This window comes from Aeromonas sp. s3 (assembly GCF_040907805.1).
Taxonomy (GTDB): Bacteria; Pseudomonadota; Gammaproteobacteria; order Enterobacterales; family Aeromonadaceae; genus Aeromonas; species Aeromonas dhakensis.
Window position 1 is genome coordinate 1 of record NZ_JBFOCQ010000024.1, and the last position, 20,241, is coordinate 20,241.

Annotated in this window: 18 protein-coding genes and 1 tRNA gene; all 19 read right to left on the reverse strand. The window is 56.2% G+C overall.

What is annotated here, in order from left to right; genetic code table 11:
* Positions 1 to 1,094 (reverse strand): elongation factor Tu (tuf, locus tag AB5Y98_RS12375; RefSeq protein WP_005306258.1); only part of this gene is annotated, 1,094 nt, incomplete at its 3' end.
* A 54-nt stretch (positions 1,095 to 1,148) separates the two neighbouring features.
* On the reverse strand, positions 1,149 to 3,254 hold the full coding sequence (fusA, locus tag AB5Y98_RS12380) for an elongation factor G (protein ID WP_005306261.1): 2,106 nt from the start codon (positions 3,252 to 3,254) through the stop codon (positions 1,149 to 1,151).
* A 75-nt stretch (positions 3,255 to 3,329) separates the two neighbouring features.
* On the reverse strand, positions 3,330 to 3,800 hold the full coding sequence (gene rpsG, locus AB5Y98_RS12385; protein ID WP_005306266.1) for a 30S ribosomal protein S7: 471 nt from the start codon (positions 3,798 to 3,800) through the stop codon (positions 3,330 to 3,332).
* Positions 3,801 to 3,893: 93 nt separating this feature from the next.
* A complete protein-coding gene (gene rpsL / locus AB5Y98_RS12390; protein ID WP_005306278.1) occupies positions 3,894 to 4,268 on the reverse strand; it encodes a 30S ribosomal protein S12 in 375 nt (124 codons plus the stop codon).
* A gap of 183 nt (positions 4,269 to 4,451) precedes the next feature.
* Positions 4,452 to 4,730, reverse strand: a complete 279-nt coding sequence (gene tusB, locus AB5Y98_RS12395) for a sulfurtransferase complex subunit TusB (RefSeq protein WP_017788704.1) — start codon at positions 4,728 to 4,730, stop codon at positions 4,452 to 4,454.
* Between the two features lie 7 nt (positions 4,731 to 4,737).
* Positions 4,738 to 5,094 carry a sulfurtransferase complex subunit TusC gene (gene tusC, locus AB5Y98_RS12400; RefSeq protein WP_211030562.1) on the reverse strand — a complete coding sequence of 119 codons (357 nt, stop codon included), beginning with the start codon at positions 5,092 to 5,094 and terminating at the stop codon, positions 4,738 to 4,740.
* A gap of 8 nt (positions 5,095 to 5,102) precedes the next feature.
* Positions 5,103 to 5,495 carry a sulfurtransferase complex subunit TusD gene (gene tusD, locus AB5Y98_RS12405; RefSeq protein WP_017765117.1) on the reverse strand — a complete coding sequence of 131 codons (393 nt, stop codon included), beginning with the start codon at positions 5,493 to 5,495 and terminating at the stop codon, positions 5,103 to 5,105.
* 86 nt (positions 5,496 to 5,581) lie between these two features.
* Positions 5,582 to 5,962, reverse strand: a complete 381-nt coding sequence (locus tag AB5Y98_RS12410; protein WP_005306289.1) for a RidA family protein — start codon at positions 5,960 to 5,962, stop codon at positions 5,582 to 5,584.
* Between the two features lie 25 nt (positions 5,963 to 5,987).
* A complete protein-coding gene (locus tag AB5Y98_RS12415; protein WP_010635848.1) occupies positions 5,988 to 6,704 on the reverse strand; it encodes a transcriptional regulator in 717 nt (238 codons plus the stop codon).
* A 197-nt stretch (positions 6,705 to 6,901) separates the two neighbouring features.
* The gene (gene rpoC, locus AB5Y98_RS12420) at positions 6,902 to 11,206 is read right to left on the reverse strand and encodes a DNA-directed RNA polymerase subunit beta' (RefSeq protein ID WP_139431035.1); all 4,305 of its coding nucleotides are present in this window, start codon (positions 11,204 to 11,206) and stop codon (positions 6,902 to 6,904) included.
* Positions 11,207 to 11,286: 80 nt separating this feature from the next.
* Positions 11,287 to 15,315, reverse strand: coding sequence for a DNA-directed RNA polymerase subunit beta (rpoB, locus tag AB5Y98_RS12425; protein WP_010635847.1), 4,029 nt, complete (start codon positions 15,313 to 15,315; stop codon positions 11,287 to 11,289).
* 224 nt (positions 15,316 to 15,539) lie between these two features.
* Positions 15,540 to 15,905, reverse strand: a complete 366-nt coding sequence (gene rplL / locus AB5Y98_RS12430; RefSeq protein ID WP_005306304.1) for a 50S ribosomal protein L7/L12 — start codon at positions 15,903 to 15,905, stop codon at positions 15,540 to 15,542.
* A 51-nt stretch (positions 15,906 to 15,956) separates the two neighbouring features.
* Complete coding sequence (gene rplJ / locus AB5Y98_RS12435; RefSeq protein ID WP_005306307.1) at positions 15,957 to 16,457, reverse strand: 50S ribosomal protein L10; 501 nt, start codon at positions 16,455 to 16,457, stop codon at positions 15,957 to 15,959.
* 256 nt (positions 16,458 to 16,713) lie between these two features.
* Complete coding sequence (gene rplA, locus AB5Y98_RS12440; RefSeq protein ID WP_005306309.1) at positions 16,714 to 17,415, reverse strand: 50S ribosomal protein L1; 702 nt, start codon at positions 17,413 to 17,415, stop codon at positions 16,714 to 16,716.
* Positions 17,416 to 17,419: 4 nt separating this feature from the next.
* Positions 17,420 to 17,848, reverse strand: coding sequence for a 50S ribosomal protein L11 (gene rplK, locus AB5Y98_RS12445; RefSeq protein ID WP_005306313.1), 429 nt, complete (start codon positions 17,846 to 17,848; stop codon positions 17,420 to 17,422).
* A gap of 133 nt (positions 17,849 to 17,981) precedes the next feature.
* Entirely contained in the window at positions 17,982 to 18,533 is a 552-nt protein-coding gene (gene nusG / locus AB5Y98_RS12450; protein ID WP_005306318.1) for a transcription termination/antitermination protein NusG, read from the reverse strand.
* A gap of 9 nt (positions 18,534 to 18,542) precedes the next feature.
* Complete coding sequence (secE, locus tag AB5Y98_RS12455; RefSeq protein WP_005306322.1) at positions 18,543 to 18,914, reverse strand: preprotein translocase subunit SecE; 372 nt, start codon at positions 18,912 to 18,914, stop codon at positions 18,543 to 18,545.
* Between the two features lie 60 nt (positions 18,915 to 18,974).
* A tRNA-Trp gene (locus AB5Y98_RS12460) sits at positions 18,975 to 19,051 on the reverse strand.
* 53 nt (positions 19,052 to 19,104) lie between these two features.
* The coding region (gene tuf, locus AB5Y98_RS12465) for an elongation factor Tu (RefSeq protein WP_017788708.1) at positions 19,105 to 20,241 on the reverse strand (1,137 nt) is incomplete at its 5' end.

Sequence of the window (20,241 nt, forward strand, 5' to 3'; positions counted from 1 at the left end):
GCAATCAGGGTAACAACCATCTTGATGTTGTCGCCCGGCATTACCATCTCTACGCCTTCCGGCAGTTCGATGGTACCGGTCACGTCGGTAGTACGGAAGTAGAACTGCGGACGGTAGCCTTTGAAGAACGGGGTGTGACGACCACCTTCTTCTTTGGACAGCACGTACACTTCAGATTCGAACTTGGTGTGCGGCTTGATGGTGCCCGGCTTGGCCAGTACCTGACCACGCTCTACGTCTTCACGCTTCACGCCACGCAGCAGCGCGCCAACGTTCTCACCTGCACGACCTTCGTCCAGCAGTTTGCGGAACATTTCAACGCCGGTACAGGTGGTCTTGGTGGTATCTTTGATACCAACGATTTCCACTTCTTCACCAACTTTAACGATGCCGCGCTCTACACGACCGGTTACTACGGTACCACGGCCTGCGATGGAGAATACGTCTTCGATCGGCATCAGGAACGGCTGGTCAATTGCGCGCTCCGGCTCCGGAATGTAGGTGTCCAGGTGGCCAGCCAGTTCCAGGATCTTCTCTTCCCACTGAGCTTCGCCTTCCAGCGCTTTCAGTGCGGAACCACGGACTACCGGCAGGTCATCACCCGGGAAGTCGTACTCGGACAGCAGTTCGCGAACTTCCATCTCGACCAGTTCCAGCAGCTCTTCGTCATCTACCATGTCGCACTTGTTCATGAACACGATGATGTACGGAACGCCTACCTGACGACCCAGCAGGATGTGCTCACGAGTCTGCGGCATCGGGCCGTCAGTCGCTGCTACTACCAGGATCGCGCCGTCCATCTGGGCAGCACCGGTGATCATGTTTTTAACGTAGTCGGCGTGACCCGGGCAGTCTACGTGGGCGTAGTGACGGGTAGCGGTGTCGTATTCTACGTGGGAGGTGTTGATGGTGATACCACGCTCACGCTCTTCCGGTGCCTTGTCGATCTGGTCGAAGGCGAAAGCTTTACCACCGAAGTGCTTGGCCAGCACGTTGGTGATGGCGGCGGTCAGGGTGGTTTTACCGTGGTCAACGTGGCCGATGGTGCCGACGTTTACGTGCGGTTTATTACGCTCAAATTTTTCTTTAGACACGACGTAGTCCTTCTAGGTTAAACCCGCCTACCGTCGTAGGCGGGGAATCTTAAATTACTTGGATTTGCGCTCTTCGATCACGGCCTGGGCGACGTTAGTCGGGGCATCGTGATACTTGGCGAATTCCATGGCGTAGGAAGCACGACCCTGGGTAGCAGAACGCAGGGAGGTGGCGTAACCGAACATTTCGGCCAGCGGCACCAGAGCACGTACGATCTTGCCGGACGGGCCATCTTCCATGCCTTCGATCAGGCCGCGACGACGGTTCAGGTCACCGATAACGTCGCCCATGTAGTCTTCCGGAGTCTCGACTTCGACCTTCATGATCGGCTCGAGCAGTACCGGGTTGGCCTTCATGAAGCCAGCCTTGAACGCCAGAGAAGCAGCGATCTTGAACGCCAGTTCGGAAGAGTCGACATCGTGGTAAGAACCGAAGTGCAGACGCACGCCCAGATCCATTACCGGATAGCCTGCCAGCGGGCCGGACTTCAGCTGCTCGCGGATACCCTTGTCAACACCCGGGATGAATTCGCCCGGAATGACGCCACCCTTGATGTCGTTGACGAACTCGTAGGCTTTGCCTTCTTCCAGCGGGTACATGTCGATAACGACGTGACCGTACTGACCACGACCACCGGACTGCTTGGCGTGCTTACCTTCGATATCCTTGACGGTGTTACGAATGGTTTCACGGTAGGCAACCTGCGGCTTACCTACGTTCGCTTCTACCTTAAACTCGCGACGCATACGGTCAACGATGATGTCCAGGTGCAGCTCACCCATACCAGCGATGATGGTTTGACCAGACTCTTCGTCGGTCCATACGCGGAAGGACGGATCTTCCTGAGCCAGACGGCCCAGTGCCAGACCCATCTTCTCCTGGTCGGCCTTGGATTTCGGCTCAACGGCGATGGAGATTACCGGCTCCGGGAACTCCATACGCTCCAGGATGATCGGCGCGTTCTCGTCACACAGGGTATCACCGGTGGTGACGTCCTTCAGGCCGATGGCAGCAGCGATGTCGCCTGCGCGAACTTCTTTGATCTCTTCGCGCTTGTTGGCGTGCATCTGAACGATACGGCCAAAACGCTCGCGCTTCTCTTTAACGGAGTTCAGCACGGAGTCACCGGAGTTAACCACACCGGAGTAAACGCGGAAGAAGGTCAGGTTGCCCACGAACGGGTCGGTAGCAATCTTGAACGCCAGAGCAGAGAACGGCTCGTCATCGGAAGCGTGACGCTCGTCTTTGGTCTCGCCATCCAGCTTCAGACCGTCGATCGCAGCAACGTCGGTCGGCGCCGGCAGATACTCGATCACGGCATCCAGCATGGCCTGTACGCCCTTGTTCTTGAACGCGGAGCCACAGGTAACCAGGATGATTTCGTTGTTCAGAACGCGCTGACGAAGAGCTTTCTTGATCTCTTCCTCGGTCAGTTCTTCACCACCCAGGTATTTTTCCATCAGGTCTTCAGACGCTTCAGCAGCGGCTTCAACCAGGTTCATGCGCATTTCTTGCGCCTGTTCCAGCAGCTCGGCCGGCACGTCTTCGTAATCGAAAGAAACGCCCTGGTCAGCTTCGCTCCAGTTGATGGCTTTCATCTTGACCAGGTCGATAACGCCCTTGAAGTTCTCTTCTGAACCGATGTTCAGTTGCAGCGGAACCGGGTTACCTTTCAGACGGGTCTTGATGTGCTCAACGCAGCGCAGGAAGTTGGCACCGGTACGGTCCATCTTGTTGACGAACGCGATACGGGGAACCTTGTACTTGTTAGCCTGACGCCATACGGTTTCAGACTGGGGCTGTACGCCACCTACGGCACAGTACACCATCACGGCGCCATCCAGAACACGCATGGAGCGCTCTACTTCGATAGTAAAGTCAACGTGGCCCGGGGTATCGATGATGTTGATACGGTGCGGTTGGAACTGTTTACCCATACCGGACCAGAAAGCGGTGGTCGCGGCGGAGGTGATGGTGATACCACGCTCTTGTTCCTGTTCCATCCAGTCCATGGTGGCAGCGCCATCGTGAACTTCACCGATCTTGTGACTTACACCGGTGTAAAACAGTACGCGCTCGGTAGTAGTAGTCTTACCGGCGTCGATGTGAGCGGAGATACCGATATTACGATAACGCTCAATGGGGGTTGTACGAGCCATTGTCATCCTCTTACTAGGGCACTTGTCCCCAGATAATTGAAGGTGCGCAGAGCCAAAAGACCCTGCGCAAGCGGATTACCAGCGGAAGTGAGCGAAGGCCTTGTTCGCTTCAGCCATACGGTGAACGTCTTCACGTTTCTTGACAGACGAACCCTTATTGTCAGCGGCATCCAGCAGCTCGCCAGCCAAACGCTGAGCCATTGATTTTTCACCACGTTTACGAGCGGCATCAACCAACCAGCGCATTGCCAAGGCATTACGACGAACCGGACGAACTTCTACCGGTACCTGATAGGTTGCACCACCGACACGACGAGATTTAACCTCGACGGCCGGACGAATGTTGTCCAGGGCTTCTTCGAATACGGCCAGGTGCTCTTTGCCAGTCTTGGTGGCAATGATGTCCAGCGCGCCATATACGATGGCTTCGGAAACAGATTTCTTACCGTCAACCATTACTACGTTGACGAATTTAGCCAGCAGCTCTGATCCGAACTTGGGATCCGGCAGGATTTTACGCTGACCAACAACACGACGTCTTGGCATTTCAAATTCTCCGTAACTTCAGGGGTTACCCAAAACTAGAAAGTTATCTAACTAGAAACGAATTAACGTTTGGCCTTACTTAACGGAGAACCATTAAGCTTTCGGACGCTTCACGCCGTACTTGGAGCGAGCCTGCTTACGGTCTTTAACACCGGCACAGTCCAACGCACCACGAACGGTGTGGTAACGAACACCTGGCAAGTCTTTTACACGACCGCCACGGATCAGAACAACAGAGTGCTCTTGCAGGTTGTGACCTTCACCACCGATGTAGGAGGTGACTTCGAAGCCGTTGGTCAGACGTACACGGCACACTTTACGCAGTGCAGAGTTAGGCTTCTTCGGGGTGGTGGTGTATACACGAGTGCACACGCCACGCTTCTGAGGGCACGCTTCCAGCGCCGGCACGTTGCTTTTCACAACGAGCTTGATGCGTGGCTTGCGAACCAACTGGTTAATAGTTGCCATCAAAAGGCTCCTGATAATGACTTCATAAACATGTGAAAAATCCTCCCCGCAGATACGGGGACGCGAAATTTTATGCCCTGTTGTCAAGGGAGTCAAGATTTATACAATCCGTGTCGGGAAAGGCACGGCAGAATGTGTGTAAAGGCACGGTAAGTCACTGAAATTATTTTATAAAAACAGTTTCTAGCCACCCCATGTCTGCGGTGAGCCTTTTTCGGCGATCAGCGCGACCAGGTCGGCCATCTCCAGATCCATCCCGATCCGTGACTGCAACCCCCTCGCCTGCAGGTCCTCCCGCATCACGTAGAGCGGCACGCCTGTCAGCCGTTCGCTCCACAACGGGGCCGTTGCCGCTACGACGGCGTCCTGCATCAGCACCAACACATCCTCCGGCTGGCGATAGGCCAGTGCCTGCTCCAGCTCCCGGCTCTGGAAGGGAGACGTCAATATCAGCTGTATCATGACTACCTCAAAAACAGATGTGGATGCTGCAGTCGCCCCACTGGCGACGAATGTCGGATCGGGAGAGACCGGTCACCGGGATCAGCAGATCCTCGGGGGTCAGCCCCCGTTCCGCCAACGAGTCGGTACACACATAGACCTCTTCGATATCGTAGAGCTCGAGCATCTTGAAGGTCGGTGCATAATGACGCTGCAAGATGGTCTGCGGCTGCTGGTCCTTGAGCAATTGCAGCACGCCGTCCTCGATGAGAAACAGCGCCAGCGACTCCGTCATGGCAGACGTTGCCAGCAGGGCGTCGAGACCTTCCCGGCCAGCCGCAGTACCATGAGGCCCGCGCCGGCAAATGAACGCAATCTTGTGCATGCTTCCCCCTAGAACTGGACAAAGCGGTCGGCGGTCAGGCTGGCTTCCGCCAGCTGACCCAACCCGCTCAGGCAAAAGGGCGCTTCCAGATTGAACTGCGCTCTGCCCATCCCCTTGGCTTCCTGCTCATCCAGCACGCCACGACGCATGGCCGCCGCCACGCACACGTCGATACGGATCCCCTGCTGGATGGCGAGCTCGCGCCACAGGGCGACCAGGTTGCTCTCATCGGAGGCGGGAGCATGCAGACCGTTGCCGTTGCAGACCCCATCCTGATAGAAAAACAGGTGAGACAGTCGATGACCCTGTTCGATGACGCTCAGGGCAAAGCGATAGGCCGTGCTGGCCGACTGGGTACCATAGGCCGGCCCCGTCACCAGCAAGGCGAAATTGAGACTCATATCCGGACTCCTGCGCATGTATCAGCCCATTCTACGCCAAATACGAAAAAGCCCCTCCTGGGAGGGGCTCTTCGTACCGCCTTGGATCAGACGTAAGCGATGGCTTCGACTTCAACCAGCACGTCCTTGGGCAGGCGCGCCACTTCCACGCAGGAGCGGGCCGGGGCCGATTCACCGAAGTAACGGGCATAAACCTGGTTGAAGGCAACAAAGTTGTTCATGTCGCTGAGGAAACAGGTGGTCTTCAGCACCTTGCTGGTGTCGGCACCCGCTGCCTTCAATACTGCAACCAGGTTCTTCATCACCTGCTCGGCCTGAGCCTCGATGCCGCCAGCCACGATCTCCATGGTGGCCGGATCGAGCGGGATCTGCCCTGAGGTGAAGACCAGCTCGCCCAGTTTGGTGGCCTGAACATATGGACCAATTGCGGCAGGAGCCTTGTCGGTTGCAATAACTTCTTTAGCCATTCTTGTCTATCCCCTTCTATGGCGCTTATTCGTTTTCGTCTTCACCCTGCTTGCGCTGTCGGATGTACAGATAAACGGTGTGTTTGGAAATATTCAGTTTGTCGGCGACCAGGTTGATCGAGTCCTTGATATCAAATATGCCCTTCTCGAACAACTGGGTCACGATAAACCTGTTTTTGGCATTGTTGGCAACGGTCGGATCGCGGTTGATTTCGTCAATGGTATTGTCTACCGTCTGGGCAACCAGCTCTTCCACACTGTTGGCAAAGGTCTCCGGCGACTGACGCTCGACTTGTTGCGGCGTCGGGAAGAATTCGGCGACAAACTCGTGAAAAGGCGCATTGATGTGCAGGTTGATGCAGATAAGGCCGATCACCTGCCTGTCGCTGTTCCTGATGGCGATGGTGCTCGACTTCATCAGGGCGCCGGTGCGGCTGCGAGCAAAATAGCTCTGGGTGTAATCCTGGCCGGTATTCTCTATGTCCTTGAGCATACGCAGCGCGAGATCGGTAATGGGGGCCCCCTCATTACGTCCCGTATTGAACCCGTTGGCAATCTTGATCACGGACTCGTGCAGATTTTCCAGGGAGTGGAGCACCACTTCACAGTGCTTGCCGAACAGCTCAGCCAAGCCGTCGATAAGCCCATCGTATGAGCGCAACAATTCCCTGTCTTCGTCTGTAAAAGTGCGACCGATCAGTTGCTCTTCGGGAAGCATCACTTCCTCGATACCGACAGTCATGTTCTACCCCTGTAATACCCATTCAACTTTCCCGAGTTTTCAGTTGCGAGGGTTCAATGTCAACTTTTTTTGATTTTTTACTCCGCAACCTTGCTCTGGATCATCCGAATATCCGCGTGGCATCAGGCTTTGCCGAGAAAACAGTCAATAAAAAGGGCCCCATAAAGGGGCCCTTTTTCAATCACTGCAGCAGAAGATTACTCTTCGTCAAAGCTGCCGGCTGCGTTGAGCAGATCCGCCAGGTTTTGCTGAGCTTCATCGGCAGTCACCTGCGGTGCGGCAACGGCACGAGCGGCTGCGGCACGCTGGTTGATCCGGCTGTGGTGGTAGGCAAAGCCGGTACCAGCCGGGATCAGACGACCCACGATCACGTTCTCTTTCAGGCCACGCAGTTCGTCGCGCTTGCCGCCAACGGCAGCTTCGGTCAGAACGCGGGTGGTTTCCTGGAAGGAAGCCGCGGAGATGAAGGACTCGGTGCTCAGAGATGCCTTGGTAATACCCATCAGGATGTGACGGTAGGTGGCCGGGGTCTTGCCCTCAGCAACCAGCTTACGGTTGGCAATCTTCACGCGAGCCACTTCAACCTGTTCGCCTTCGATCAGGTCGGTGTCGCCAGCAGTCAGGATCTCGCACTTGCGCAGCATCTGACGAACGATGACTTCGATGTGCTTGTCGTTGATCTTAACGCCTTGCAGACGGTAAACGTCCTGTACTTCGTTGGCGATGTAGTTGGCGACCGGGCTGATACCGCGCAGACGCAGGATGTCGTGAGCAGACTCAGGACCGTCCGCCAGTACTTCACCCTTCTCAACTTTTTCACCTTCGAACACGTTCAGGTTACGCCACTTCGGAATCATCTCCTCGTAGACGTCGCCACCATCGGTCGGGGTGATGACCAGACGGCGTTTGCCCTTGGTCTCTTTCCCGAAGGAGATGGTACCGGAGATCTCGGCCAGGATGGCCGGCTCTTTCGGTTGACGTGCTTCGAACAGATCCGCAACGCGCGGCAGACCACCGGTGATGTCCTTGGTACCGCCGGACTCTTGCGGGATACGCGCTACCGCGTCACCCACGCCCACGTTGGCACCATCTTCCAGGTTCACGATCGCCTTGCCCGGCAGGAAGTACTGGGCGGCTACATCGGTACCCGGGATCATCACATCCTTGCCGTTCAGGTCGACCAGTTTCACGGTCGGACGCATCTCTTTACCGGCGCTCGGACGCTCGTTGACATCCAGCACGACGATGGAGGAGAGACCGGTCAGCTCGTCGGTCTGACGAGTAATGGTCACGCCGTCGATCATGTGTTCGAAGTGCAGGCGACCCGCCACTTCGGTGATGATCGGGTGAGTGTGCGGATCCCAGTTGGCGACGGTTTCACCGGCGCTCACGGCCTGGCCATCCTTCACTTCCAGCACGGCACCGTAAGGCAGCTTGTGGCTTTCCTTGGTACGGCCCATCTCGTCCATGATGGTCAGTTCGGTAGAACGAGAGGTGATAACCAGTTTGTCGTCGCTGTTGTGAACGAACTTGGCGTTCTGCAGCTTGATGCTACCGGTGTTCTTGACCTGGATGCTGCTCTCGGCAGCGGCACGGGATGCGGCACCACCGATGTGGAAGGTACGCATCGTCAGCTGGGTACCCGGTTCACCGATGGACTGGGCGGCGATAACACCGACAGCCTCACCCTTGTTAACCAGGTGACCACGGGCCAGATCACGGCCGTAGCAGTGAGCACAGTTACCGAAGTCGGTCTCACAGGTGATGGCAGAACGTACCTTCACGCGGTCGACGGAGTTGCGCTCCAGCAGGTCACACAGCTGCTCGTCGAGCAGGGTGTTGCGTGCTACCAACACTTCGTCTTCAGTACCCGGCTTGATCACATCATCGGCAACCACACGGCCCAGCACGCGCTCACGCAGCGGCTCGACCACGTCGCCACCCTCGATCAGCGGAGTCATCCACAGACCTTCGGTAGTGCCGCAATCGTCCTCGGTGATCACCATGTCCTGTGCCACATCTACCAGACGACGAGTCAGGTAACCGGAGTTCGCAGTCTTCAGTGCGGTATCCGCCAGACCCTTACGAGCACCGTGAGTGGAGATGAAGTACTGCAGTACGTTCAGACCTTCGCGGAAGTTCGCAACGATCGGCGTCTCGATGATGGAGCCATCCGGCTTGGCCATCAGGCCACGCATACCGGCCAGCTGACGAATCTGGGCTGCGGAACCCCGCGCACCGGAGTCGGCCATCATGAAGATGCTGTTAAACGAGGCCTGCTCTTCTTCTTCACCCAGCGAGTTGACGTTACGCTCTTTGGACAAGTTCTCCATCATGGCCTTGGATACACGCTCGTTGGCGCTGGCCCAGATATCGATAACCTTGTTGTAACGTTCGCCCGCGGTCACCAGACCGGACAGGAACTGGTCCTGGATCTCGGCGACTTCGGCTTCGGCAGAAGCGATGATGTCCTTCTTGGCATCCGGGATGACCATGTCATCGATACCAACGGACGCACCGGACAGGGCCGCGTAGTGGAAACCGGTATACATCAGCTGGTCAGCGAAGATGACGGTGTCCTTCAGGCCCTGCTTGCGATAGCAGGTGTTCAGCAGACGAGAGATCAGCTTCTTGCCCAGCGCCTTGTTGGAGACGCACTTGATCCAGTTCTGCGGGTTGGCATCCAGATCAGCCTGTTCGGCGGCAGTCAGCACCTTCGGTTCGTCGATCAGGGCGTATTCCATGCCTTTCGGCAGGATCAGGCTCAGGATCGCGCGACCAACGGTGGTGTTCTTCATCTCGGTCTTGGCAACCAGTTCACCGGCTTCGCTCTTCACGTACTCGGTGATGCGGCACTTGACGCGCGCATGCAGGTCGGCCAGGCCGGCACGGTAGACCTTCTCGGCCTCTTTCGGACCGGACAGCACCATACCTTCGCCCTTGGCGGCGATACGGGCACGGGTCATGTAGTACAGACCCAAGACCACGTCCTGAGACGGAACGATGATCGGCTCACCGGAGGCAGGCGACAGGATGTTGTTGGTGGACATCATCAGCGCGCGCGCTTCCAGCTGGGCTTCCAGGGTCAGCGGTACGTGGACCGCCATCTGGTCACCGTCGAAGTCCGCGTTATAGGCGGCACAGACGAGCGGGTGCAGCTGGATGGCCTTGCCTTCGATCAGGGTCGGCTCGAACGCCTGGATACCCAGACGGTGCAGAGTCGGTGCACGGTTCAGCAGGACCGGGTGTTCGCGGATCACTTCGTCCAGGATGTCCCAGACAACAGCTTCTTCGCGCTCAACCATCTTCTTGGCGGCCTTGATGGTGGTCGCCAGGCCGCGAGTTTCCAGCTTGCCATAGATGAAGGGCTTGAACAGTTCCAGCGCCATCTTCTTCGGCAGACCGCACTGATGCAGGCGCAGGGTCGGACCTACGGTGATAACGGAACGACCGGAGTAGTCGACACGCTTACCGAGCAGGTTCTGACGGAAACGACCTTGCTTACCCTTGATCATGTCGGCCAGGGATTTCAGCGGGCGCTTGTTGGAGCCGGTAATGGCACGGCCACGACGACCGTTGTCCAGCAGGGCATCCACGGACTCTTGCAGCATGCGCTTTTCGTTGCGCACGATGATGTCCGGTGCAGCCAGATCCAGCAGACGCTTCAGACGGTTGTTACGGTTGATCACGCGACGGTACAGATCGTTCAGATCGGAGGTCGCGAAACGGCCGCCGTCCAGCGGTACCAGCGGACGCAGGTCCGGCGGCAGCACAGGCAGCACTGTCATGATCATCCACTCCGGCTTGTTGCCGGACTGCAGGAAGGCTTCCATCAGCTTCAGACGCTTGGTGGTCTTCTTGCGCTTGGTCTCGGAGTTGGTCTGATCCAGCTCTTCGCGCATGGTGCGCACTTCGCCTTCCAGATCGATGGCGCGCAGCAATGCCAGGATTGCTTCTGCACCCATCTTGGCGTCGAATTCGTCGCCCCACTCTTCCAGTGCGTCCAGGTACTGCTCTTCGGACAGCATCTGGCTGCGCTCGAGGTTGGTCATGCCGGGTTCGATCACTACATAGGATTCGAAATACAGCACGCGCTCGATGTCACGCAGGGTCATGTCCAGCAGCAGGCCGATACGGGACGGCAGGGACTTCAGGAACCAGATGTGGGCAGTCGGGCTGGCCAGCTCGATATGGCCCATGCGCTCACGACGGACCTTGGTCTGGGTCACTTCTACGCCGCACTTCTCACAGATCACACCACGGTGTTTCAGGCGCTTGTACTTGCCGCACAGACACTCGTAGTCCTTCACCGGTCCGAAGATACGGGCGCAGAACAGACCATCACGCTCCGGCTTGAAAGTCCGGTAGTTGATGGTCTCAGGCTTTTTGACCTCACCGAATGACCAGGAGCGGATCATGTCAGGAGAGGCCAGACCGATCTTGATACTGTCAAACTCTTCGGTCTTGGTCTGAGCCTTCAAAAACTTGAGTAAGTCTTTCACGTGTTTCCCCTGTCAGGAGTCTAACCTCGGCGCCCCTCTCGGGGCGCCCACGTCAATTCTCGAACAATAAGAGCGAGCTCTTACTCTTCGTCCAGCTCGATGTTGATACCCAGAGAGCGGATTTCCTTCAGCAATACGTTGAAGGATTCGGGCATGCCCGGCTCCATACGGTGGTCGCCATCCACGATGTTCTTGTACATCTTGGTACGGCCATTCACATCGTCAGACTTGACGGTCAGCATCTCCTGCAGGGTATATGCCGCACCGTAAGCCTCCAGGGCCCACACTTCCATCTCACCGAAACGCTGACCACCGAACTGCGCCTTACCACCCAGCGGCTGCTGGGTAACCAGGCTGTAGGAGCCGGTAGAACGCGCGTGCATCTTGTCGTCTACCAGGTGGTTCAGCTTCAGCATGTACATGTAACCCACGGTGACCTTACGCTCGAAGGCGTTACCGGTACGACCGTCGAACAGGGCGATCTGACCGGATTCCGGCAGGTCGGCCAGCTTCAGCAGGGCCTTGATTTCACGCTCTTTGGCGCCATCAAATACCGGAGTTGCCACCGGCAGACCCTTGCGCAGGTTACCGACCAGGGTACGTACGTCGTCGTCGGACAGCTCGGCCACGTTCACTTGCTGGGTGTCTTTCTCGCCCAGGTCATAGACCTGTTGCAGGAAGTCACGCATCTCATGCAGCTCGCGCTGTTCCTTGACCATGCGGTCGATCTTCTCGCCGATACCCTTGGCCGCGAGGCCCAGGTGCACTTCGAGGATCTGACCGATGTTCATACGGGACGGTACGCCCAACGGGTTCAGAACGATGTCGACCGGACGGCCGTACTCGTCATGGGGCATATCCTCGACCGGACAGATCTTGGAGATAACACCCTTGTTACCGTGACGACCCGCCATCTTGTCACCCGGCTGGATGCGACGCTTGACGGCCAGATAGACCTTGACGATCTTCAGTACGCCCGGCGCCAGGTCATCGCCCTGGATGATCTTGCGACGCTTGTTCTCGAATTTCTTGTCGAACTCGGCCTTCAGCTCAACGTGCTGTTCAGCGATCTGTTCCAGCTCGATTTGCTTGGCTTCATCTTCGATGGCCAGTTCAAACCACTTGGAGCGATCGAGCTTGTTCAGACGGTCTTCGCTGTAACCGGCGGCCAGCAGCAGGTTGCGGGAGCGGCCGAAAATGCCGTCCTCCAGGATCTTGAACTCTTCGGTCAAGTCCTTCTTCGCTTCCTTCAGCTGCATCTCTTCGATTTCTTTGGCGCGCTTGTCTTTTTCCACGCCATCGCGGGTAAAGACCTGCACGTCAACCACGGTACCGTACACACCGTTCGGCACACGCAGGGAAGAGTCCTTCACGTCGGACGCCTTCTCACCGAAGATGGCGCGCAACAGCTTCTCTTCCGGGGTCAGCTGGGTTTCACCTTTCGGGGTCACCTTACCGACCAGAATGTCGCCGCCCTTCACTTCGGCACCCACGTAGACAATACCGGACTCGTCCAGCTTGGACAGAGCGGCTTCACCCACGTTCGGGATGTCAGCAGTGATCTCTTCCGGACCCAGCTTGGTGTCACGGGAGATACAGGCCAGTTCCTGGATGTGAATGGTGGTCAGGCGGTCTTCCTGAACAACACGCTCGTTCACCAGGATCGAGTCTTCGAAGTTGTAACCGTTCCACGGCATGAACGCGACACGCAGGTTCTGACCCAGCGCCAGTTCACCCAGGTCGGTGGACGGACCGTCAGCCAGTACGTCGCCCGCCATTACCGGCTCGCCCAACATCACGCACGGACGCTGGTTGATACAGGTGTTCTGGTTGGAACGGGTGTATTTGGTCAGGCTGTAGATGTCGATGCCGGCTTCGCCAGGCAGCAGCTCATCTTCGTTGACCTTGATAACGATACGGGAGGCATCGACGTAGTCGATCATGCCGCCACGCTTGGCCACTACGGTAACACCGGAGTCAACGGCCACAGCGCGTTCCATACCGGTACCAACCAGCGGCTTGTCGGCGCGCAGAGTCGGTACAGCCTGACGTTGCATGTTTGAACCCATCAATGCGCGGTTCGCGTCATCGTGTTCCAGGAAGGGGATCAGGGCCGCTGCCACAGAGACGATCTGTTGCGGGCTCACGTCCATATACTGGATCTGGTCGGCGTTCATAAAGGTGGATTCACCTTTGTGACGGCACGGGATCAATTCATCTTTCAGACGGCCATCTTCGGTGGTCGCGGCGTTAGCCTGTGCGATCACGTACTTGCCTTCTTCAATAGCAGACAGATAGTCCACTTCGTCGGTGATCACACCGTCAATGACCTTGCGGTACGGGGTCTCGAGGAAACCGTACTCGTTGGTACGAGAGTACACGGACAAGGAGTTGATCAGACCGATGTTCGGACCTTCAGGAGTCTCGATGGGGCACAGACGACCGTAGTGGGTCGGGTGTACGTCTCGAACTTCAAAGCCGGCACGCTCACGAGTCAAACCGCCCGGGCCCAGCGCGGAGATACGGCGCTTGTGGGTCACTTCGGACAGCGGGTTGTTCTGGTCCATGAACTGGGACAGCTGGCTGGAACCAAAGAACTCTTTGACTGCGGCGGAGATCGGCTTGGCGTTGATCAGATCCTGCGGCATCAGGGTGTCCAGGTCGCCCAGGGAGAGACGCTCCTTGACCGCACGCTCGACACGCACCAGACCGACGCGGAACTGGTTCTCGGCCATTTCACCGACAGAACGGATACGACGGTTGCCCAGGTGGTCGATATCGTCCACTTCGTCATTACCGTTACGGATGTCGATCAGGCGCTTCATCACATCGACGATGTCGTCTTTGGTCAGGGTGCCCACGCCGGTCTCGTCTTCACGAGCCAGACGGCGGTTGAACTTCATCCGACCTACGGTAGACAGGTCGTAACGCTCGGAAGAGAAGAACAGGTTCTCGAACAGCTGCTCTGCGGCTTCGCGAGTCGGCGGCTCACCCGGACGCATCATGCGATAGATTTCGACCAGGGCTTCCAGGCGGCTGGAGCTGGAGTCGATACGCAGGGTCTCGGACATGTAGGCACCGTGGTCCAGTTCGTTGGTGAACAGAACCTCGAAGTGCTTGAAGCCGGCTTGGGAGAGGTTGGCTACCGCTTCCAGGCTCAGCGCCTGGTTGGCAGTCACTACCATCTCGCCAGTTTGCGGATGTGCGTAGTCCTTGGCAGCAACTTTGCCAACAACATACTCAACCGGTACCTCAATCTGGGTAACGGAATCTTTTTCCAACTGACGGATGTGACGCGCAGTCACTCGACGACCGGTCTCAACCACCACGGCGCCATTGGCCACGATGTCAAAGGTCGCAGTTTCACCACGCAGGCGCTCCGGCACCAGATCCATCATCAGCTTGCCATCTTTGACTTCGAAACCGATAGTCTCGAAGAAGGTGGCCAGAATCTGTTCGGAACTGAAATCCAGGGCACGCAGAATAATGGATGCCGGCAGTTTGCGACGACGGTCGATACGGACAAACAGGTTGTCTTTCGCATCGAACTCGAAGTCTAGCCAGGAGCCACGGTAGGGAATAACGCGCGCGTTATACAGCACCTTACCGGATGAATGTGTTTTGCCTTTATCGTGGTCGAAGAAGACGCCCGGGCTGCGGTGCAGCTGAGAGACGATTACCCGCTCGGTACCATTGATGACAAAGGTGCCGTTCTCGGTCATGAGCGGAATTTCGCCCATGTATACTTCTTGTTCCTTGATGTCTTTGACGGTGCCGGCAGCTGCTTCACGGTCGTACAGAACCATACGAAGCTTGACACGCAGCGGCGCGGAGTAGGTCACTCCACGGATCTGGCATTCTTTTACGTCAAATACCGGCTCACCCAGGCGATAGCTGACATACTGAAGCTCAGCACTACCGGAGTAACTGGTGATCGGGAAAACGCTACGGAAAGCGGCCTCTAGGCCATATTCACCTTCCGGGTCAGCCTCGATGAACTGCTTGAAGGAGTCCAGCTGAATGGACAACAGATAAGGCGTGTCCAGTACCTGGTCTCGCTTACCGAAGTCCTTACGAATGCGTTTTTTTTCGGTATAAGAGTAAACCATAGGGTTCCTCAGCTCGCTGATAAGTGACCCACTCTGTCCCACGGGACAGCTCTGTCTCAACACCGTTTTGTGTTGGCCCGGACGAAAGAAAACAGTCCGGATTGCTGGTGCACCGAGAGTCGTAAACGGTGTGAAATGCTCTCAGTCTACAGCGCAAAAAGGCTGGTGAACAAAAATTCACCAGCCCTAGCCTGTTTTATCAGGCTAATCTACATAAATGCAGATTATTTGATCTCAACAGAAGCACCGGCAGCTTCCAGCTCTTTCTTCAGAGCTTCAGCTTCGTCCTTGGACACGCCTTCCTTCAGGTTAGCCGGGGCAGCTTCTACCAGATCTTTGGCTTCTTTCAGGCCCAGACCGGTAGCGCCACGAACGGCTTTGATAACGGCAACTTTGTTGGCGCCAGCAGCAGTCAGAACTACGTCGAACTCGGTCTTCTCTTCTACTGCTTCAGCAGCAGCCGGGCCGGCCATTACGGCAGCAGCGGCAGAAACACCGAACTTCTCTTCCATAGCTTCGATCAGCTCAACAACTTCCATTACGGACATGGAAGCAACGGCTTCGATGATTTGGTCTTTAGTGATAGACATGACAAAAATTCCTGATGTTGAATAAACTCAAACAGCCTAGATAGGCGAGAATCAAGCAGCAGCTTGTTTCTGGTCGCGAACAGCAGCGATAGTACGAACCAGCTTGCCAGCAGAGGCTTCCTTCATGGTAGCCATCAGCTTCGCAATTGCTTCTTCGTAAGTCGGCAGCGTGGCCAGACGATCAATTTGTGCTGCGGCGATAAACTCACCGTTAAAAGCGCCAGCCTTGATTTCGAACTTTTGGTTCGCTTTGGCAAACTCTTTGAACAGACGAGCGGCAGCGCCCGGGTGTTCGTTAGAGAAAGCAATCAAGGTAGGACCGGTAAATGCGTCGTTCAGGCACTCGTATTCGGTACCTTCTACCGCGCGACGCAGCAGGGTGTTACGCACAACGCGCATGTACACACCAGCTTCACGAGCGGTTTTACGCAGGACGGTCATCTTGTCTACAGTCACGCCGCGAGAATCGGCAATCACTGCAGAAAGAGCGCCTTTGGCAGCTTCGTTGACTTCAGCAACAATTGCCTTTTTGTCTTCGAGTCCCAATGCCATTGGCTTAACTCCTGGATTGAATCCGGGTCAATTGACCCAGTACTGACACATCCCCCCTACCTTTACAACAGAGGGGAACGATGCGGTAGCAGGATTCCAGAAGAGAAAGAATCTTTCTCGCTGGGTTTCCGGCACCGTCTACGCAGGAAGTATTAAGGCCTAGCGGCCTCCTGCGGTCTTGGACGGAGGTCGAAGCCCCCAACCAATCAAGGCGCAAAATTATAGATTAAATTTTGCGCCTTGTAAAATCCATCAATTAGGCCTGAGCTTCCAGAGTAGCTTGGTCTACGGCAACACCGGCACCCATAGTGGTGGAGATGCTTACCTTCTTGATGTACTGACCCTTGGCGGAGGACGGCTTGGCCTTTTTCAAGGCAACCAGCAGAGCTTCCAAGTTCTCTTTCAACTGAACTTCGTTGAAGGAAACTTTGCCCAGGGTAGTGTGAATGATACCGTTCTTGTCGTTACGGTAACGAACCTGACCAGCCTTGGCGTTCTTGACTGCTTCGGCTACGTTCGGGGTTACAGTACCAACTTTCGGGTTCGGCATCAGGCCGCGCGGGCCCAGGATTTGACCCAGTTGACCAACAACGCGCATGGCATCCGGGGATGCGATCACGACGTCGAAGTTCATTTCGCCTTTCTTGACCAGATCGGCCAGGTCATCCATGCCAACCAGCTCAGCACCGGCAGCTTTGGCAGCTTCGGCGTTGGCACCTTGGGTGAACACGGCTACGCGTACATCACGACCGGTACCGTGCGGCAGTACAGTAGCACCACGTACGTTCTGGTCAGATTTACGAGCATCGATACCCAGGTTAACAGCAACGTCAACGCTTTCAACGAACTTGGCGGTAGCCAGTTCTTTCAGCAGGGCAATGGCTTCGTTGATGGAGTACTCTTTGGTACCGTCAACTTTTTCGCGAATAACGCGCATACGCTTGGACAGTTTAGCCATTGTCTTACTCCTCCACTACCAGGCCCATGGAACGAGCGGAGCCGGCGATGCAACGTACTTTTGCATCCAGATCGGCACCGGTCATATCCGGCTCTTTGGTCTTGGCGATTTCTTGCAGCTGGGCAACAGTCACCTTACCAACCTTGTCTTTGTTCGGCTTGGCGGAACCAGACTGGATACCAGCAGCTTTCTTCAGCAGGAAGGAAGCGGGCGGAGTCTTGGTTTCGAAGGTGAAGGAACGGTCGCTGTAAACGGTGATCACGACCGGAGTCGGAGAACCTTTTTCCAGCTTCTCTGTACGAGCGTTGAACGCTTTACAGAATTCCATGATGTTAACACCGTGCTGACCCAGAGCAGGACCAACGGGAGGGCTGGGGTTAGCACTGCCAGCCTTAACTTGCAGCTTGATATAAGCTGTGACTTTCTTAGCCATTACAAAAATACCTCAGAAATGGGTTCTAACGCCTCGGAGACATGCTCCTGCAAACGGCTCCCCAACTAATAAAGGGGCAGCGAATTATAATGACATTCGCTGCCCCTGACAACCGTTAACGAACAGAGTTTAATCAGCCTTTTTCGACCTGACCAAAATCCAGCTCTACCGGAGTAGAACGGCCGAAGATCAGTACGGAGACCTTCACGCGGCTCTTTTCGTAGTCCACCTCTTCAACGGTACCGTTGAAATCGGCGAACGGACCATCGGCAACTCGCACCATCTCACCCGGTTCAAACAGGGTTTTCGGACGCGGCTTGTCGTGGGCATCTTGCAGACGATTGAGGATGGCATCCGCTTCCTTATCGGAGATAGGAGCAGGACGATCAGAGGTGCCACCGATGAAGCCCATGACGCGCGGTACATTGCGTACCAGGTGCCATGTGGTTTCATCCATGATCATCTGAACCAGGACGTAGCCCGGGAAAAACTTGCGCTCACTCTTGCGCTTCTGGCCAGCACGCATCTCGACCACTTCTTCGGTCGGGACCAGCACTTCACCGAACATGTCTTCCATGCCATGCATCTTGATATGTTCACGCAGGGATTTGGCGACACGGCCTTCATAGCCGGAAAACGCCTGCACGACATACCATCTCATACGCTGTTCACGTTGTTCAGTCATGGCTTATCCTTACACACCGGTAATCAGGTTGACCAACCAGACCAGGGCACCGTCCAGTACGAACAGCAGCAGCCCCATCACGGCAGTCACCGCCAGCACAATCAGGGTTGTCTGAATGGCTTCCTGACGGGTCGGCCATACGACCTTGCGTACTTCCAGGCGAGACTCACGGGCAAATGCCAGTGTTGCCTTTCCCTTGGTGGTTTGCAGGGCTACTGCACCGGCAGCAGCAATGACAACGACCACACCCAGGGCGCGGACGGCAGCGACAACATCGTTGAGCAGGTAATTACCCACTACAGCGGCCGCCAGGATAATGAAAACCAGGCCCCAAAGCAGGGTATCCTTGCTTCCGCCCTGGCTCTCAGAACTAACACTCATACAACCCACCTGTATCTGACGTAACCAAAGACACAAAAGCCCCGTACGAGACGAGGTATATGGCAGGGGCGGCAGGACTCGAACCCGCAACCATCGGTTTTGGAGACCGCTGTTCTACCAATTCGAACTACGCCCCTGCATAAGAAAGCCCCTATTATAGGGGCTTTGCTTTATTTATGTAAGCCAAAGATTAAGCGATAACTTTAGCTACAACACCAGCACCTACGGTACGGCCACCTTCACGGATGGCGAAACGCAGGCCGTCGTCCATTGCGATCGGGGCAATCAGGGTAACAACCATCTTGATGTTGTCGCCCGGCATTACCATCTCTACGCCTTCCGGCAGTTCGATGGTACCGGTCACGTCGGTAGTACGGAAGTAGAACTGCGGACGGTAGCCTTTGAAGAACGGGGTGTGACGACCACCTTCTTCTTTGGACAGCACGTACACTTCAGATTCGAACTTGGTGTGCGGCTTGATGGTGCCCGGCTTGGCCAGTACCTGACCACGCTCTACGTCTTCACGCTTCACGCCACGCAGCAGCGCGCCAACGTTCTCACCTGCACGACCTTCGTCCAGCAGTTTGCGGAACATTTCAACGCCGGTACAGGTGGTCTTGGTGGTATCTTTGATACCAACGATTTCCACTTCTTCACCAACTTTAACGATGCCGCGCTCTACACGACCGGTTACTACGGTACCACGGCCTGCGATGGAGAATACGTCTTCGATCGGCATCAGGAACGGCTGGTCAATTGCGCGCTCCGGCTCCGGAATGTAGGTGTCCAGGTGGCCAGCCAGTTCCAGGATCTTCTCTTCCCACTGAGCTTCGCCTTCCAGCGCTTTCAGTGCGGAACCACGGACTACCGGCAGGTCATCACCCGGGAAGTCGTACTCGGACAGCAGTTCGCGAACTTCCATCTCGACCAGTTCCAGCAGCTCTTCGTCATCTACCATGTCGCACTTGTTCATGAACACGATGATGTACGGAACGCCTACCTGACGACCCAGCAGGATGTGCTCACGAGTCTGCGGCATCGGGCCGTCAGTCGCTGCTACTACCAGGATCGCGCCGTCCATCTGGGCAGCACCGGTGATCATGTTTTTAACGTAGTCGGCGTGACCCGGGCAGTCTACGTGGGCGTAGTGACGGGTAGCGGTGTCGTATTCTACGTGGGAGGTGTTGATGGTGATACCACGCTCACGCTCTTCCGGTGCCTTGTCGATCTGGTCGAAGGCGAAAGCTTTACCACCGAAGTGCTTGGCCAGCACGTTGGTGATGGCGGCGGTCAGGGTGGTTTTACCGTGGTCAACGTGGCCGATGGT